Here is a 17,602-nt window from a genome sequence, read left to right on the forward strand (position 1 = left end):
TTCTCTTCATAAGACGTGAAGTCGTTGCACTTTATATTAAGTACCTAGAGCTTTTCTTTGCTGTTACAGGATTAATAGCTTTCATTTTGCTCCTCCTATGATAGCTGAGGTACGATGTAGCGACAGGGTCGTTGTGGTGTTCCCCTCCCCACAACGACCGTTTTTTTTGACATCGATATTTTTTAATTTCAATCGTGACTCTTTTAGATAAAAAATGATGTTATTCATGAATTTTGAAATTTTTCCACAGAGCTTTTTCACCCATTTTGTAGATAAAATCAGCGTGTAACTTTTTTTCTTGCGTACTCAATCTTGAAAGTAAAGCCTGTGGGCGAATTTTAACGGCATAAGATGTATCTTTATCGTTTTGGATATGTTCATCAACATCCCTTCTGTTATCAAAACCCAATACACCTTGCTTTCCACCGATGAGCTCAATATAAACATCGGCTAGAATCTCTGCATCAAGCAAAGCACCATGAAGAACACGATGGCTGTTATCAATTCCAAAACGTTTGCATAAAATATCAAGAGAATTAGGACCCATAGGAAATTTACGCCGCGCCATAGCCAATGTATCAAGAATATTATCAACACTGATAAGCGGTTTGTTGACGCGTTTTAATTCTGCATTAATAAAACCAATATCAAAACTCGCATTATGCGCAATCATTGTCGCGTCTTTGATAAATTCCAAAAATTCATCAACAATATCACTAAAACTTTTCTCGTTTTTCAAGCGTTCATTGGTTAATCCGTGAATTGCTACAACTTCATCAGGAATAATAACGCCTTCAGGGTTTAAATAAACATGAAATTGGCGTCCTGTGAGATAACGATCAACCATTTCTACACAACCAATTTCGATTATGCGATCTTTCTCTTTATCTAAACCTGTTGTTTCTGTATCAAAAATAATTTCACGCATAATTTTAATTCTTTAGCAATTTTTTTATCACATCAAAAACCTGTTGACGTGTATTCTCTAAATCTTTCCCTGTATCAATAATAAAATCAGCACGTTCTCGTTTTTTTTCATCTGGCATTTGTTGAGCGTTGATAAAGGCAAATTTTTTCTCATTCATACCTTGGCGAATCATTACACGTTCTTTTTGTATTTCTGGTGGAGCAGAAACAACAATAACGCTATCCACACGACTTTCACTATTTTTTTCAAACAGAAGAGGAATATCAAGAATAACTAATTTTTTCCCTTGTTCACGCGCTATATCAATAAATTCCCTTTCTTTTTCTTGCACCAAAGGATGAATTATTTTTTCTAATGTTTGTAATTTTTCCTTATCATCAATCAAAATTTCAGAAAGTTTCAAACGGTTAACTTCTCCGTTTTCAACCACACCAGGAAAAATACGCTCTATGAATGACAAAGCTGGCTCACTTTTATAAAGCTGTTGTACTGCTTTATCAGCACTAAAAACAGAAATACCCGCTTGCTTGAAAAAATCAGCAACTGTTGATTTTCCCATAGCAATTGATCCTGTTAATCCTATGATCTTCATTCTTTTTTTTCACTCATATCCTCTAAAATAGCTGTCCGTAACGCTTTTGTCACCTGTGGTCTTATTCCAAACCACTGTTCAAACCCTATAACAGCCTGATGTAGAAGCATCCCAAGCCCATCAACCGTCTTGAGATGACAAGCCTTTGCCTGTTGTAAAAAAGGAGTTATCAATGGTGTATAAATAATATCTGTTACTAATGCCGTTTTTTTTACTTTATGAAAATCGCAAAAAAAAGAATCACTTTTTTCTTCTGGACTTTTTATGCCAATAGAGGTTGTATTAACAATCAAATCAGCTTGATGAAGTATTTCATGGATTTTATGCCAATCGTAAACTTTAATGATTTTTCCAAAATGCTGAGCTAAATTATCAGCACGTTGTTTTGTACGGTTAATTAAATAAATCTGTTCAAATCCACGTTTTTTTAAGGCATATATGATAGCGCGTGCGGCACCACCTGCTCCAAAAACAAGAGCTGTTTCCCCTCCCCAATCAGATGCAAAATCATCAAGATTAGCGCTAAAACCATAGGCATCACTATTCGTGGCACAAAGCTTATCTCCTTCATACCAAAGTGTATTAACAGCACCAATCATTGTTGCTCTCTCATCTTTATAATCTGCTAAACGAAAAGCTTCCTGTTTATAAGGCAAAGTAACATTTCCTCCACAAAAGCCTATTTTTTGTAAAGACGCAATAAAATGACTGAATTCTTCAGATGTTACTTCTTGTGCAATATATTCTCCTTGTAAACCATATTGTTTAAGCCAAAAATTGTGAATTTTTGGCGATTTTGAATGATGAATTGGAGAACCAACAACAAAAGCACGCGGATAATTTGTTTTTTTTATTGTTAAGTCAACCATCAATAATTCCTAAGTGGCGCAGTTTTATGAGTAGAGGCAGCAAAGGTAAACCAACAATGGTAAAAAAATCTCCTTCAATTTTTTCAAAGAGATGAATTCCTTCTCCTTCAATTTGATATACTCCCACGCTGTTTAAAACATCTTTTCCTACGCGTGCTAAATAACGTTCAATAAATTCTGATGAGAGTAAACGGACGGACATATGTGCACTAAAAGCTTCAACCCAAATTTTTTGACCATTTTTAAATAAAGCTACCGCACTATGAAGAGAATGGGTTTTTCCTGATAATTCACATAAACGTTGATGTGCTTCTTTAATATTTGTTGCTTTGTGAAAAACTTGACCTTCCAAATCAAGAACTTGATCACAACCAATAACGAAAGCATCAGGAAAACGATCTGAAACATTTTTTGCTTTTGCGCTCGCAAGAAAACAGCTGAGTTCTTTAGGTGTTTTTTCTTTTGCTTTTTTTTCTACTTCTCTTTCATCAAAAGAAGCTCCTTCAATGAAAAAATTTAAACCTGCTTTTTTTAATAATTTTGCACGATAAAAACTAAGAGATGCTAATATTAAAGTATCTGCGTTCATGAGAATTTTCTCTCATTTCCTTCACGAAATCGTGATAACAGTTCAAATATTGCAGCAGCAGTTTCTTCAATAGAACGTCTTGTGACATCAATAATAGGCCAACCAAAACGTTCGCAAATGCGTTTTGCATAGATTAATTCTTCAGCTATGTTGATACGATTTGTATAATTATCAAGAGCAAAACTTTCTCCCAAATCTCGATTTTGGCGGATATGTGAGATTCTTTCAGCTGAAGCAATTAAACCAATAATTAAAGAATTTTTTGCCTCTAAAAGGGATTCTGGCAAATCAATATTAGGAATAAGAGGAATATTAGCCGTCTTTATTCCGCGATTTGCTAAATAGATACTTGTTGGCGTTTTAGAGGTTCTTGAAATTCCCACAAGGATCACATCTGCTTCGGATAAGCTACTGGAAGACTGTCCATCATCATGCTCTATTGTAAAATCCAGTGCCTCAATACGGCGAAAATAATCTGCATTAAGATCATGTTGTGCGCTCGCACGTAAATGTGTTGGCATTCCAAGGTAAGACTGAAAAGCATTTAAAACAGGATGCAATATATCAATACAGGGAACTTTTATTTTTTTACACCTTTTTTGAAGGAGAAGTTTAAATTCTTCATCAATCATTGTGTAAAGAACAATACCTGGCTCTTGTTGTATTTCATCAAGAGCTTTCTGTAACTGTATTCTATTACGAATCATAGGATAGATATGCTCTGTTGCCTGAATCATTGCATATTGCGATGCTACAGCTCTTCCAACAGAAATTAATGTTTCTCCTGTTGCATCAGAAAGCATGTGTAAATGAAAGAATTTTTTTTCTTTTGTCACAAAAATTTTAACTCCTTGTTAAGACATGTGTATATATCCTCGTCGTTTTTTATAAAACTAAAATTTATGAAAAATTCTCCTTTTTTATGCACAAATTAAATGCTTGTGATAATTTAATCCCTCTTATAAAAAAAGAGGGGATAATATCTTTAATATAGTGATATTTTTATTCTTTTTTCAGTTCCTTTTGTGGATAAAATTGAGGATAAATAATAATCCACACTAAACACAGTTATAAATAAGAATAATCCTTTCTTTAATATAAATTTATTAATATAAATTTCTGTAAAAAATACTTTTGAATAGCATTTCATTAATGCTATAATACTAACTCACATTTTTGTTATTAAAATAATTAAATACTATTTGAATTTTATATTTTTTCAAGTTTTTCATATAATTACTTAATATTACAGGAACAAATTTCATATAAATGGTACTTGCAGATTAAAAAAATTGAGTGTAGAATATTTTTTCTTAGTAATATTTCACTCATAAATTTCCATAAATTATTTAGAACAATCTTCTCCTTAATCACAAAGAGCATATTTCATGCAAAAAATGAAACTACAAGAACTTAAAAGCAAAAATCCCGTTGAGCTTGTTTCTTTTGCTGAAACATTAGAAGTTGAAAATGCCTCCCTTATGCGCAAACAAGAATTAATGTTTGCTATCTTGAAAAAACTTGCTCTACAAGACGTTGAAATTATAGGAGAAGGTGTTGTTGAAGTTTTACAAGACGGATTTGGATTTTTGAGATCTGCTGATGCTAATTATCTTCCTGGTCCTGATGATATTTATCTTTCACCTGCACAAATACAGTCGTTTTCTTTAAAAACAGGCGATACAATTGAAGGCCCCATACGCAGTCCAAAAGAGGGAGAACGTTATTTTGCTCTCCTTAAAATTAATACAATTAATTTCGAAAAACCTGAAAAGATTCGTTATAAAATCCACTTTGATAATCTTACTCCTCTTTATTCAAATGAACGTTTCCAAATGGAAATACAAGATCCTACAGAGAAAGATATGTCATCACGTGTGATTGATTTGATATCTCCATTGGGAAAAGGACAAAGAGGATTAATTGTAGCTCCTCCTCGGACGGGAAAAACAGTTTTACTTCAAAATATTGCTCATTCTATTACCACTAATCATCCTGAATGTTATCTCATTGTTCTTTTAATTGATGAACGACCAGAAGAAGTTACTGATATGCAGCGTTCAGTAAAAGGAGAAGTGGTTTCTTCTACTTTTGATGAACCTGCAATACGTCACGTACAAGTGGCAGAAATGGTTATTGAAAAAGCCAAACGTCTCGTTGAATATGGGCGTGATGTTGTTATTCTTCTCGATTCTATTACACGTCTTGGGCGTGCATATAATACAGTTGTTCCTTCTTCGGGTAAAGTTTTAACAGGTGGTGTGGATGCAAATGCCCTCCAGCGTCCAAAGCGTTTTTTTGGTGCAGCACGTAATATTGAAGAAGGCGGATCTTTAACCATTATTGCAACGGCTTTGATTGATACAGGAAGTCGTATGGATGAGGTTATTTTTGAAGAATTTAAAGGAACAGGTAATTCGGAAATTGTTCTTGATCGAAAAGTTGCTGATAAACGTATTTTCCCTGCTATGGATATTTTAAAGTCAGGAACGCGTAAGGAAGAACTGCTGGTAGAACGACAAGATTTACACAAAATTTTTGTTCTTCGTCGTATTTTAGCATCTATGAATGTAACAGATGCAATTGAATTTTTGATTGATAAATTAAAGCAAACAAAAAATAATAGTGAATTTTTTGATTCAATGAATACGTAAAGTCATTAAAGTTTTTATTAGGATAAAACCTGTGGATACAATCTTTGCTGTTTCGAGTGGATTGTTACCTTCAGGGGTTGCAGTCATTCGGCTTTCTGGTCCTCATGTTGTGGATATAGTTAAAACGCTTTGTGGTCGTTTACCTAAAGCACGTTTTATGCATTATGGAAATCTTACTGCTCGTGATGGTAGTTTTTTAGATTCTGGTTTAACTGTTTTTTTTCCTGCTCCTCATAGTTTTACGGGGGAAGATTGTGCAGAATTCCATTTACATGGAGGAAAAGCAGTCGTTAATCGTTTTCTCGATGAATTGTCGACATTTTCTGGATGCCGTATTGCAGAAGCAGGTGAATTTTCACGTCGTGCTTTTATGGAAGGAAAATTAGATCTTGTTCAAGCAGAAGGTCTTGCTGATTTAATAGAAGCAGAAACGGAAAGCCAACGGCGTTTAGCTGTTATGGGTACAAGTGGACATTTAACGACGCTTTATCGTGATTGGCGTCATAAGCTTATGAAGGCGCGTGCTTTTATTGAGGCAGAACTTGATTTTGTTGATGAAGCAGATATTCCCAACGCAATATCTGATAAAGTTTGGAAAGATGTTCAGGATCTTTGTACTTCTATTCGGGAATATATTACTAAAGGAGAACGTGCGAGTATTTTACGTGATGGATTAAAAATTGTTATTGCTGGTGCTCCAAATTCTGGAAAATCAAGCATTATGAATCGTCTTTCAGGAAGATCTGTTGCTATTGTAACGGAAGAAGCAGGAACAACCCGTGATGCTTTAGAAATGAGAATTATTCTTGGTGGTTTACCTGTTTTTTTAACCGATACTGCTGGTTTTAGAAAAACAGAAAATAAAATAGAACAGATGGGAATAGAAATTGCTAAACAGCATGTTAGGGAAGCTGATTTGGTTATTTTGGTTTATGATATAGGAAATCCTAAGCAAGTTGATTTACCAGAAACATCGGCTGAAATATGGTGTGTTGGCAATAAGCTTGATCTTTATGAAAAAAATGATCAGCGTTGGTCTATACAATTTTCCGCATTAACTGGTTTAAATTTTGATTATTTTATAAAAGAACTTGAATTATTTTGTCATCATCGTGCTTCTGAAATTGGAAATATTGTTCCAGCACGTAAAAGGCAACTTCAATTATTAAAGGAGGCTGTTAAAGAGATTGAATTTTCTCTTAATTATCATTCCCTTGATCTCAGTTTACGTGCAGAACATCTCCGTTGTGCAAGTGATTTTCTTGGGAAAATTACAGGAGATATTGATGTTGAAGATTTGCTTGATATTATTTTTTCAGAATTTTGTGTTGGTAAATAATGATTCACGTGAAACATTGATTGTTTCATAGACAGATTATAAAGATTATGTAATTTATATCCTGTTTCACGTGAAACCTTAGAATATTTTCTACGGAATGAATTAAATGCAATCATATGATGTTGTTATTGTTGGTGGTGGTCATGCTGGCTGTGAAGCGGCTTCAGCTTCAGCACGTGTAGGAGCCAAAACAGCGCTTGTTACACATAAAATATCAGCACTGGGAACAATGTCGTGTAATCCTGCTATTGGTGGACTTGGAAAAGGGCATCTAGTTCGTGAAATAGATGCGTTAGATGGTCTTATGGGAAGAGCAGCGGATGCTGCTGGAATTCAGTTTAGACTACTTAATAGACGTAAAGGACCGGCAGTAAGAGGACCACGGACACAGGCAGATAGACAACTTTATAAAAAAGCAATTCAAAAATTATTAAAAGAACAAGAAAATCTTACTCTTATTGAGGATGAAGTTATTGATCTGGTTGTTAAAGATAATTGTGTATCAGGTGTTATTTTAAAAAAACAAGGAACAATTTTTTCTGGTGCTGTTGTTTTAACAACAGGTACGTTTTTAAATGGCTTTATTCATATTGGTAATAAAACATGGGCTGCTGGTCGTATGGGAGATCAGTCAAGTGTAAAACTTGCTGAACATTTGAAAAAATATCATATAAAACTTGGACGATTAAAAACAGGAACCCCTGCTCGTTTGAGTAAAAAAACAATTGCTTGGGAAGCTCTCCAAAAACAACAAGCAGATGAAAATCCCATACCCTTTTCTCTTTTAACAGAGAAAATTGAACAACCACAAATTGAATGTGCAATAACACGTACAAATGAGAAAACACATCAAATTATTCGCGAGAATATTTATCGCTCTGCTTTATATTCTGGAAATATTGAAGGGTTAGGACCACGTTATTGTCCTTCTGTTGAAGATAAAATTGTTAAATTTGGAGAACGTGATGGACATCAGATCTTTCTGGAACCAGAGGGATTAAATGATGATACTGTTTATCCAAATGGTCTTTCTACTTCTCTTCCTGAAGATGTACAAATTTCTCTATTGAAAACCATTGAAGGATTGGAAAATGCTATAGTTTTGCAACCTGGTTATGCTATTGAATATGATTTTGTTAATCCACAACAATTAACGAGAAACTTAGAATTACGTTCTTTACCGGGTTTGTTCTTAGCAGGCCAAATTAATGGTACAACAGGATATGAAGAAGCAGCAGCACAAGGACTTTTAGCTGGATTAAATGCTGCACGTAAAGTAGGTAAATTAGATGAAATACTTATAAGTCGTTCTACTGCTTATATTGGTGTTATGATTGATGATTTGGTTTCACGTGGTGTTTGTGAACCTTATAGGATGTTTACATCACGTGCTGAATTTCGTTTATCTTTACGATCTGATAATGCTGATACGCGTTTAACACCTTTGGCACAAAAATGGGGTATTGTGAGTAAAATACGTTGGGAATGTTATCAGAAAAAACAACAACGGCTTGATCAAGCACGATCAATATGTCAAAATCTTTTTTTAACACCCAATGAAGCTTCTGCTCATGGATTACATGTTAATCATGATGGAATTCGGCGTTCGGCTTATGATTTTCTTGCTTATCCTCATATGACCTTAGAGCGTCTTTCAGATTTTTGGCCACAATTAAAAACAATTGATTCTAAAACAGCAGAATCTTTAGAAATTGAAGCACAATATGCGGTTTATTTAGATAAACAAGCACAAGATATTGCCTCTCTTCAGAGAGATGAGCGTTTAGAAATTCCTTCTTCTCTCGATGTTCAGGCAATTTCAGGTCTTTCAAATGAACTTAAATCAAAAATTCAAGAAGTGTCGCCGCGTTCAATTGCTGATGCACAAAAAATTGATGGCATGACACCTGCCGCGTTATCGCTTATTATTACACATATTCAACGTCAACGACGTGAAAAGGCTAAAACAGCTTAATGAATTTTTCTACAGAAAAAAAATATCAACAATTATTAAATATTGTTCCTTCTGTTTCACGTGAAACGATGGAAAATTTAATTCAGTTTGAGTCTTTAATACTTCAGTGGAATGCACATATTAATTTGATATCTGCTACAACTATACCAGATCTATGGACACGACATATTCTAGATTCAGCACAAATTTTTCCTTTGTATGCTCATTCTTTACATTGGTGTGATTTAGGATCAGGAGGAGGTTTTCCTGCAATTGTGATTGCTATCTTTTTGAAAGAAAAAAAATCAGGACATATTAATCTTGTTGAAAGTAATGGGAAAAAAGTTGCTTTTTTGCGAACAGTTATTGCTCAACTTAATCTTCCAGCAACGGTTTATCACGCTAGAATTGAAGATATATATCAAAAAATTCCCATATCTGATATTATAACAGCACGGGGATTAGCGCCGCTTGATACTCTTTTACAACTCATTTTTCCTTTATTAACAGAAAAAACAATAGCTCTTTTGCAAAAAGGTCGGGATTACGCTACAGAAATAAAAAATGCCTCTGCCAATTGGCACTTTGATCTGTTAAAACATAAAAGTAAAGTTGATGAAAATTCTGTTATTTTGGAAATTTCTCATATTCGATCATATAGAGGGTAGAGCAAAATGAGCGAAACACGAATTATCGCTATTGCAAACCAAAAGGGTGGAGTCGGAAAAACAACCACAGCAATTAATCTTGCTACAGCTTTAGCGGCTATTGGTGAAAATGTCCTTATTATGGATGTTGATCCACAAGGTAATGCTAGTACAGGTTTAGGGATTGATCGTAATAGCCGTCCTTTATCTTCTTATGATGTTTTGGTTTCGGGCGTTTCAATTACACAGGCGGCTTTAAAAACAGCCGTACCCAATCTTTATATAGTTCCTTCTACACTTGATCTCTTAGGTGTGGAAATGGAAATTTCTTCATCAAAAGATCGCATACAACGCTTACGTAAAGCTCTCTATGATGATCCGGAAATGGAAAAAAAATTCAATTATATTTTAATTGATTGTCCTCCCTCCCTTAATCTTTTAACACTTAATGCTATGGGGGCTGCGGATTCTGTTTTAGTGCCTATGCAGTGTGAATTTTTAGCACTTGAAGGTTTAAGTCAATTACTTGAAACAGTAAAACAAGTGCGATCCGTACTTAATCCATCTTTAGAGATCCAAGGTATTGTTTTAACAATGTATGATGGACGTAATAACCTTTCAAATCAAGTTGTTGAAGATGTTCGTTCTTTTATGGGAGATAAAGTTTATCGTACTGTTATTCCACGAAATGTAAGAGTATCAGAAGCGCCTTCTTTTGGCAAACCTGTATTGCTTTATGATCTTAAATGTGCTGGGAGCCAAGCTTATTTGCGTCTAGCATCAGAAATGATTCAACGTGAAAAACAAGCACGTGCTGCTGCTTAAAAATGTAAAATTTTTTGTAAGAAAACTCAAAGAGCAAAATTATGAACGATGATCTATCAAAAAAAAGACTAGGACGTGGATTAGCGGCATTGATTGGAGATATCAATTTAAACAACAATATTGCACGTTCATCAAGCTTTGATAAATTAAATGAATCCGGTAGTCTTTCTGAGCAATTTATTTCTATTGAATCTATTTCATGTAATCCTCACAATCCTCGGCGTCATTTTACTGAAACAGAGCTTGATAATTTGACACAATCAATTCGTCAACACGGTGTGGTTCAACCGGTTATTGTGAGGCCTTTAAGAGATCATCCTCATCGGTTTGAATTGATTGCGGGTGAACGGCGCTGGCGTGCAGCACAACGTGCAAATTTAAGTCAATTACCCGTTATTATTCGTGATGTGGACGATAAAACGGCTTTGGAATTGGCAATTATTGAAAATGTTCAACGTGCAGATCTTAATCCTATCGAAGAAGCAAAGGGATATGAGATGCTTCTAAATGAACATGATTATACGCAAGTAGATTTAGCGCAAGTTATAGGAAAAAGTCGTAGTCATGTTGCAAATACGCTTCGTTTGTTAAAACTTCCAGAAAAAGTACAACAATTCTTAACTGATGGACAACTTTCTGCAGGTCATGCACGTTGTCTTATAACCGTTGATGATCCACAAAATTTAGCTGAGAAAATTATTCGTGAAGGGCTTTCAGTACGTCAAACAGAAATACTTGCATATGAGCAAGCTAATCCTAAAACTAAAAAGCGTACCAATACGGAGAAAGATGCTGAAACAAAATCTTTAGAAAAATTACTTGCAGATGTGATAGGAATGAAAGTTATTATTCGACATGGTAAAAAAGGTGGAGATTTAAAAATACATTACTCTTCATTAGAACAATTAGATGAAATTTGTCGGCGTTTACAAAGTTAATCAATTGTTCTAAAAAGATTTTTTTAACAGTTATCTTTTAAAATTTTTATTATTCTATACATATGCTCTTTAGCAAATTCTATATTGCTTGAAGGTAAAAAGTTTTTTTCATAAGTAGAATTTTCTTCATCAGTAAGTACATACAATGTCGCTTGAAGTGCTAGGTGAGCAATAACAAACTCTTTCGGTGTTATATTATTTTCTTTTAAAATATTCACAAGTTTTGGATTATTAGAAATATAGGCAGCGTATTTTTCAATATTATCATTATAAGTATTGAAGTCACTTTTTTTATTTATTTGTTCTGGTTCTGAAGATAAATTTTTACATTCTATTTTGATTTTTTCCAGCTTTAAAAGAAGATCTTCTGTTAAGGGATAATTTGCAATGAAAGGCGGTATAAAAGAAAGATCATCTATTTCTTGTTTTTTTTCTTGAGCGTATGATGCAAAAGGAAAAATGAAGAAAAAGCACAAAAGAAGTTTAAACATGACTAAAAATTATCCTTTCTTTTTTGAATTTCAATAAATATTTTTTCGTCTGTTATTCTTTATTTTTATAAAAACATTTGTTAAATATAGTCGAAATAAACACAATTATTAGGAATGATAAAAACACGGTGATTTTTAATGCACGGACTTTTTTATTAGATTAATGGGATGATATTTTTAATGTGTCATAGCTGATTAGTTGCTCAAAATGAGTTTTTCGCAGCTATCTAAAAGAATTGTCGCTTTAAAAAAATGTTTTTTAACAAATTCAAGATTGTTTAGAAATATAGTATTTTTCTCAGTAGAATATTCCTTTTCAGGTACAAATATGAGAAGCGTTGATATTTCTTTAAGAGCTAAGGTTCCTGAAGCAAAATCTTTCGGTGTTATATTATTTTCTTTTAAAATATTTACAAGTTTTGGTTTACTAGAAATATAGGTAGTGTAATTTTCAATACTAGAGTGGATACTAGAATCATAAGTTATAAGATTATTTTTTGTTTCTGGAAGTAAGTTTTTACATTCTTTTTCAATTTTTTCCAGCTTTAAAAGAAAATCTTCTGTTAAGGGATAATTTGCAATGAGAGATGATATAAGAGAAGAATTATCTGTTTCCTTTTCCTCTGCCCTTGTTAGTTGAATATGTATCACGAAAAGAAAAAGGAGGAACAAACGTAATACGAACTTAAGCATGGTTAAAAATTATCCTTTCTTCTTCGAATTTCAGCAAAAACTTCTTCATCTGTTTCTTCTTCCATTACAAGGTTTCTTCGCAATACACTATCATCCCAGCGGAGAAAGGGATTGGTGGCTTTTTCTTGCCCTAAGGTTACTGGTAAAGTCATAGCGTTTTTTGCACGTAGCAAAAAAACTTCCTCTATTCTTTGGTGGAGTTTTTTATTATGTGGGTCAATTGTTAGTGCGAAAAGAGCGTTATTTTTTGTATATTCGTGTCCACAATAGAGAAGTGTTTCATCAGGAAGTTTACGAAGTTTTTTTAAAGAATTCAGCATTTGTGCTGGTGTTCCTTCAAAAAGACGTCCACAGCCCAATGAAAAAAGTGTATCTCCAGCAAAGAGTAAATTATTTTCAGGAAAATAGTAAGATAATGCGCCTAGAGTATGACCAGGTGTTGAAAGAGCTAAAAGAAGGTGTGAGCCAAAAGAAAAACTTTCATCAGGTTGAAGTGTTTTATCAAGATGATCAATCTTTTCTTTTTCTGCTTCTGGTCCGATAACCGTAGTGTTGTAAACTTGTTTTAATTCTGATAGGGCTTCTACATGGTCGTGATGATGATGAGTTACAAAAATAGTGTTAAGTGTCCAATTGTGGCGCTTTAAGGCGTTGTGAATCGCTTTGCCTTCAGGAGCATCTATTGCAGCTGTCATACCACTTTTTTCATCATGAAGGAGTACACCGAAATTGTTTTCTCGACAAATAAACTGTTCAATCAACATATTTTTTCTCCCGAACAGTGTTTGGCGATGAATCTATAAAATAATCGGTAGTGATGATTTTTTTAAGAATCAGATTTGTCCTCTTCTGTAAAAAGTCCTTTTGAATGTTTTATAATTATAGGCATTTGGGTAAGCATGAAAAGGACTGTTATAGGCATGACGCCAAATACTTTGAAACTTGTCCAGAAATTATCGCTAAAATTACGCCAAATTATTTCATTCAAAATGGCAAGAAAAATGAAAAAAAACGCCCAACGATAGGTAAGTTTTTGCCAACCTAAATCATCAAGTTTTAAGGTAGAATCAAGAGCATAACGTAAAAGTGGTTTTTTAAAAAACATCCCACCAAAAAGTATAAAAGCAAATAAGCTATTAATGATTGTTGGTTTCATTTTTATGAAAGTTTCATTATGAAGCCAGAGAGTTAGAAAGCCAAAAACTAAAACAAATATTCCTGAAATAAGAGGCATAATAGGAATTTGTCTTGCAAGGATCCATGATAAGCTTAGGGAAATAATAATAGCCACCATAAAAATAGCTGTTGCAGGGAAAATAGGCTTACTAAAATTTTGAAAAAATCCAATGTTTTTTATCAGCCATTCTCCCTTATAATTGGCAAAAAAGAAGGCAACCAATGGACCCATTTCCAAAAGAAACTTAAGTGTTGGTGAGAGAGAATTTTTTTTATTGTTATTCATCTTTTTTTCAGAATTATTGTGTAAATTAAGATTAGATAAAGGCTGTTTCATGCGTGTTTTCCTGCAATAGTTTCGGCAAAGTCAGAAGCAGAAAAGGGTTGAAGGTCTTCAATATCTTCTCCTATACCGATAAAATAAACGGGTAATTTATATTTTGCTGCGATAGCGACAAGAATTCCTCCTCGTGCAGTCCCATCTAGCTTTGTCATAACTAAACCATTAACACCAGCAATATCACGGAAAATGTCCACTTGGTTGAGTGCATTTTGTCCGGTTGTTGCATCAAGAGTTTGAAGGATTGTGTGGGGTGCTTGGGGGGTGTGTTTTTTTAAAACACGAATAATTTTTGCCAACTCATCCATTAATTCAGATTTATTTTGTAAACGCCCTGCTGTATCAATAATTAATACATCACTGTTTGTTTTTTTTGCTTTTTCATAAGCATCAAATGCTAAGCTGGCGGCATCTGCACCCAATTTTGTCGAAATAACAGGAGAATTGGTACGTTCACCCCAAATGTGTAGTTGCTCAATAGCAGCGGCTCGGAAAGTATCACCTGCTGCCAGCATAACTTTTAATCCCCCTTCTGTTAATTTGGCTGAAAGTTTTCCAATAGTTGTCGTTTTTCCAGTGCCATTTACACCTACCAGCAAAATAACATGAGGTTTATGGCTGAGATCAAGTTCTAATGGTATTGCAACAGGTTCCAGAACTTTTTTGACCTCATCAGCTACAATAGTATGAATATCATCTGGGGAGAGGTTTTTTCCGTAACGACTGGAAGCTAAAGTATTTGTGATGCGTGTTGCCGTCTCTACACCTATGTCAGCTTGGATAAGAATATCTTCGAGCTCTTGCAATGTATCTTCATCAAGTTTTCTTTTAACAAAGAGATCGCCAATTGATCCGCTTAGGCGTTGTGAAGAAAGGGATAGGCCTTTTTTAAGGCGCCCAAACCACGCTGTTTTTTTTTGTTCAACAGAAGGTTCAGATAAAATTTCTTCATTCTTTTTTTCACGGATGTTGTCTGTGACAATAATTTTACCAGAAAAGGGAATTTTATCAGAATGGGATTCTAGAAATGGAGATTTTTCATCATATTTTGTAAGTATTGACTCTGGATTTTTTGTTTGTTCTTCTTTTTCTGTGTTTATAGAGATTTGATTATTTTTTGTCTTTTCATTTTTGTCTTTATTTTCTTCTATTATATCGCTTTTATCAGGAATAGAAATCTGTTGTTCAATTTCTTGCTCTTGAGATTTGTTAAAAGAGAATATTTTTTTTATAAAAGATTTAGTCATAAGAATTCTCCTGCTCAAGCAGCGTTTAATTTTGGAGGGACAGCAATCAATTTATCGCCATCATGATCAACGATAAGGGCTTGAACAATTGTTCCTGCTTTTGCACCTTTAACTTGTACAAGAGTATAATCTTCTGTTCGTCCGATTTCATCTTTTTCAACGAGAATTGTTTGTAGACTGTTTTGTAAATGAGCAAGATGCTTTTTGTAAGCCATATCACCTACTTTACGCAATTTTTCAGCACGCAGCTTAATTATTTTACGGTTGATTTGTGGCATACGTGCGGCAGGTGTTCCTTCTCTTGGACTAAAGGGAAAGACATGGAGATGGGTTAAATTACAATCTTTGATTAAGGAAAGACTATTTTGAAACATCTCTTCTGTTTCTGTAGGAAAACCAGCAATTAAGTCGGCACCATAAACCATTGTAGAACGTTTGGCACGCAACTCTTGGCAAAATTGAATGGCATGTTCGCGCAGATGACGCCGTTTCATCCGTTTTAAAATCATATTATCACCTGCTTGCAAAGATAAATGCAAATAGGGCATGATTCTTGTTTCATAAGCTAAAAGATTTATGAGTTCTTCGTCTGCTTCAATAGAGTCAATAGATGAGAGGCGTAATCGGGCTAAGTCAGGGACATGATGCAAAATAGCTGAAGTTAATTTTCCTAGAGTAGCTTTTCCAGGAAGATCGTGGCCATAACTTGTAAGGTCAACACCTGTAAGGACCACTTCTTGGATACCCCCACCTATCAGCTTTTTAATTTGTTCTATGACAGCACCCATGGGAACTGAACGAGATGGTCCTCGTCCATAAGGAATAATGCAAAATGTACAGCGGTGATCGCATCCGTTTTGTACCTGTACAAAAGCGCGGGTGCGCTCTTGCATTGCACTGACCATATGTGGAGCAATTTTTTGTACTTCCATAATGTCATTGATATGCACCTTTTCAGAATGATTAATACCAAAATCAGGAAGTTGACGATAAGAATGAGCGTGAAGTTTATCTTCGTTTCCTAAAACAAGATCTACCTCTGTCATTGAGGCAAAATTTTGTGCTTCTGTTTGGGCTGCACACCCTGTTACAATGATATGCGCATGAGGATTTTCACGCCTTGCTTTGCGGATAGCTTGTTTTGCTTGTCGTACGGCTTCGGCAGTGACAGCACAGGTATTAAAGATAATAGCACCATCTTTAAGTTGATCTAGCCCTGAAGAAGTACTTTCTTTGCGAATGATTTCCGATTCGTAGCTATTAAGTCGACAACCAAAAGTTACAATTTCTATTGCCATCAGGAGTGATCCTTTTTGTAGCACCCTGTTAAAGGGCTTAAAAAACCACTAAAGTGATATTTAATTGGTCCTGTCATGATAATATGATCGTCTTCTCGGTAAAAAATATTAAGTGTTCCCTTTGGTAAATTTACATCAACATGGCGCTCTGTAAGTCCACGACGATAAGCAGCCACTGCACTTGCACAAGCAGCACTCCCACATGCTTGTGTTAATCCTGCCCCTCGCTCCCATGTACGTAAATTTAGACTTTTCTTTGACGTTATGCAAGCAATGGAAATATTGCACCGTTCGGGAAACAGGGGATCATGTTCAAGTTTTGGCCCATATTTTTCTAATGGAATATGTTGAATATCATTTTCAACAAAAAAGATAGCATGGAGATTGCCAATGGATATGAGACAAGCGTCTTTTAGGGGACCAGCCATAATTTCTACGTGATTGGTATCAACTATTTCACGTGAAACAGGCATCTCTTTTGCATTGAAATTTGGGCATCCCATATCAACAGAAATGAGATCATCGGTTTGGTATTTTCCTTCAATAATTCCAGCGGGAGTTTCTAAATGAAATTTTTCACCAAAATTGTGATCTTTAAGCCATGCGATGACACAGCGGGTACCATTGCCACAAGCTTTAGCTATTGATCCGTCGGCATTCCATATTTCTATGCGGAAGTCGGTTTTTTTCTGAGTTGGTGTGTGGATAGCCATGATTTGATCAAAATGCATTTCAGGATCTGCCGACAAAGCAAGGATTGCTTGTGGTGTAAGAGCGTATGTGCTTTCACGCATATCAACAACAATAATTTGATTTCCAAGACCGTCCATTTTGCTAAATGGCGTTTTCATGAAACTTCTCTATTTCTAATGTTACTTGTAAAAAGATATATGGCTGAAAATATTATAAATTTCTAGTGTTTAATAAATATAAAATTGGGTACATAAATTATTTCTTTTAAAATAAGTGATTTTAACCTGTTTTTTTTAATTTGTTAATTTATCTTTGTAACTATAACAAAT

General features: G+C 34.5%; 18 protein-coding genes. 6 read left to right on the forward strand and 12 right to left on the reverse strand.

Going from position 1 to position 17,602, the window contains the following annotated elements; genetic code table 11:
• Nucleotides 1-220: 220 nt before the first annotated feature.
• From dnaQ to ACFINM_RS01430, 5 genes are read right to left on the reverse strand one after another with little or no spacing between them, the layout of a single operon-like run.
• Nucleotides 221-928, reverse strand: coding sequence for a DNA polymerase III subunit epsilon (dnaQ, locus tag ACFINM_RS01410; RefSeq protein ID WP_375639824.1), 708 nt, complete (start codon nt 926-928; stop codon nt 221-223).
• Between the two features lie 4 nt (nt 929-932).
• On the reverse strand, nt 933-1,520 hold the full coding sequence (coaE, locus tag ACFINM_RS01415; protein ID WP_375639828.1) for a dephospho-CoA kinase: 588 nt from the start codon (nt 1,518-1,520) through the stop codon (nt 933-935).
• The gene (locus tag ACFINM_RS01420; RefSeq protein ID WP_375639833.1) at nt 1,517-2,389 is read right to left on the reverse strand and encodes a shikimate dehydrogenase; all 873 of its coding nucleotides are present in this window, start codon (nt 2,387-2,389) and stop codon (nt 1,517-1,519) included. Before ACFINM_RS01420 ends, coaE begins: the two co-directional genes overlap by 4 nt.
• Nucleotides 2,382-2,978, reverse strand: coding sequence for a Maf family nucleotide pyrophosphatase (locus ACFINM_RS01425; protein ID WP_375639837.1), 597 nt, complete (start codon nt 2,976-2,978; stop codon nt 2,382-2,384). Before ACFINM_RS01425 ends, ACFINM_RS01420 begins: the two co-directional genes overlap by 8 nt.
• Nucleotides 2,975-3,814, reverse strand: a complete 840-nt coding sequence (locus ACFINM_RS01430; protein ID WP_375639841.1) for a pyruvate, water dikinase regulatory protein — start codon at nt 3,812-3,814, stop codon at nt 2,975-2,977. Before ACFINM_RS01430 ends, ACFINM_RS01425 begins: the two co-directional genes overlap by 4 nt.
• Nucleotides 3,815-4,366: 552 nt before the next feature.
• On the opposite strand from ACFINM_RS01430, the gene rho reads away from it, so the two are divergent.
• From rho to ACFINM_RS01460, 6 genes are all read left to right on the forward strand, one after another.
• On the forward strand, nt 4,367-5,632 hold the full coding sequence (gene rho, locus ACFINM_RS01435) for a transcription termination factor Rho (protein ID WP_015857121.1): 1,266 nt from the start codon (nt 4,367-4,369) through the stop codon (nt 5,630-5,632).
• A gap of 31 nt (nt 5,633-5,663) precedes the next feature.
• Nucleotides 5,664-6,971: a tRNA uridine-5-carboxymethylaminomethyl(34) synthesis GTPase MnmE gene (gene mnmE, locus ACFINM_RS01440; protein ID WP_375611341.1), complete on the forward strand. Its 1,308-nt coding sequence runs from the start codon at nt 5,664-5,666 to the stop codon at nt 6,969-6,971.
• Between the two features lie 106 nt (nt 6,972-7,077).
• A complete protein-coding gene (gene mnmG / locus ACFINM_RS01445; protein WP_375639846.1) occupies nt 7,078-8,946 on the forward strand; it encodes a tRNA uridine-5-carboxymethylaminomethyl(34) synthesis enzyme MnmG in 1,869 nt (622 codons plus the stop codon).
• Complete coding sequence (rsmG, locus tag ACFINM_RS01450; protein WP_375639849.1) at nt 8,946-9,593, forward strand: 16S rRNA (guanine(527)-N(7))-methyltransferase RsmG; 648 nt, start codon at nt 8,946-8,948, stop codon at nt 9,591-9,593. The genes mnmG and rsmG overlap by 1 nt, the downstream gene beginning before the upstream one ends.
• A 6-nt stretch (nt 9,594-9,599) precedes the next feature.
• Nucleotides 9,600-10,397: a ParA family protein gene (locus ACFINM_RS01455; RefSeq protein ID WP_273790170.1), complete on the forward strand. Its 798-nt coding sequence runs from the start codon at nt 9,600-9,602 to the stop codon at nt 10,395-10,397.
• 41 nt (nt 10,398-10,438) lie between these two features.
• Nucleotides 10,439-11,335 carry a ParB/RepB/Spo0J family partition protein gene (locus ACFINM_RS01460; RefSeq protein ID WP_375639853.1) on the forward strand — a complete coding sequence of 299 codons (897 nt, stop codon included), beginning with the start codon at nt 10,439-10,441 and terminating at the stop codon, nt 11,333-11,335.
• A gap of 23 nt (nt 11,336-11,358) precedes the next feature.
• Here the strand turns inward: ACFINM_RS01460 and ACFINM_RS01465 are convergent, their stop codons facing one another.
• The 7 genes from ACFINM_RS01465 to dapF form a co-directional block, all read right to left on the reverse strand.
• Complete coding sequence (locus tag ACFINM_RS01465) at nt 11,359-11,826, reverse strand: hypothetical protein (protein ID WP_375639857.1); 468 nt, start codon at nt 11,824-11,826, stop codon at nt 11,359-11,361.
• A 195-nt stretch (nt 11,827-12,021) separates the two neighbouring features.
• Nucleotides 12,022-12,519, reverse strand: a complete 498-nt coding sequence (locus tag ACFINM_RS01470; RefSeq protein WP_375620898.1) for a hypothetical protein — start codon at nt 12,517-12,519, stop codon at nt 12,022-12,024.
• 2 nt (nt 12,520-12,521) lie between these two features.
• Nucleotides 12,522-13,283, reverse strand: coding sequence for a hydroxyacylglutathione hydrolase (gene gloB / locus ACFINM_RS01475; protein WP_375629105.1), 762 nt, complete (start codon nt 13,281-13,283; stop codon nt 12,522-12,524).
• Nucleotides 13,284-13,345: 62 nt separating this feature from the next.
• The gene (locus ACFINM_RS01480; RefSeq protein ID WP_375639861.1) at nt 13,346-14,032 is read right to left on the reverse strand and encodes a septation protein A; all 687 of its coding nucleotides are present in this window, start codon (nt 14,030-14,032) and stop codon (nt 13,346-13,348) included.
• Entirely contained in the window at nt 14,029-15,282 is a 1,254-nt protein-coding gene (ftsY, locus tag ACFINM_RS01485) for a signal recognition particle-docking protein FtsY (protein WP_375611333.1), read from the reverse strand. Before ftsY ends, ACFINM_RS01480 begins: the two co-directional genes overlap by 4 nt.
• 14 nt (nt 15,283-15,296) lie before the next feature.
• Nucleotides 15,297-16,580: a tRNA (N(6)-L-threonylcarbamoyladenosine(37)-C(2))-methylthiotransferase MtaB gene (gene mtaB, locus ACFINM_RS01490; protein ID WP_375639865.1), complete on the reverse strand. Its 1,284-nt coding sequence runs from the start codon at nt 16,578-16,580 to the stop codon at nt 15,297-15,299.
• A complete protein-coding gene (dapF, locus tag ACFINM_RS01495) occupies nt 16,580-17,431 on the reverse strand; it encodes a diaminopimelate epimerase (protein ID WP_375639870.1) in 852 nt (283 codons plus the stop codon). Before dapF ends, mtaB begins: the two co-directional genes overlap by 1 nt.
• Nucleotides 17,432-17,602: the final 171 nt, after the last annotated feature.

It is taken from the genome of Bartonella sp. AA168HLJHH, assembly GCF_042197365.1.
GTDB lineage: Bacteria > Pseudomonadota > Alphaproteobacteria > Rhizobiales > Rhizobiaceae > Bartonella.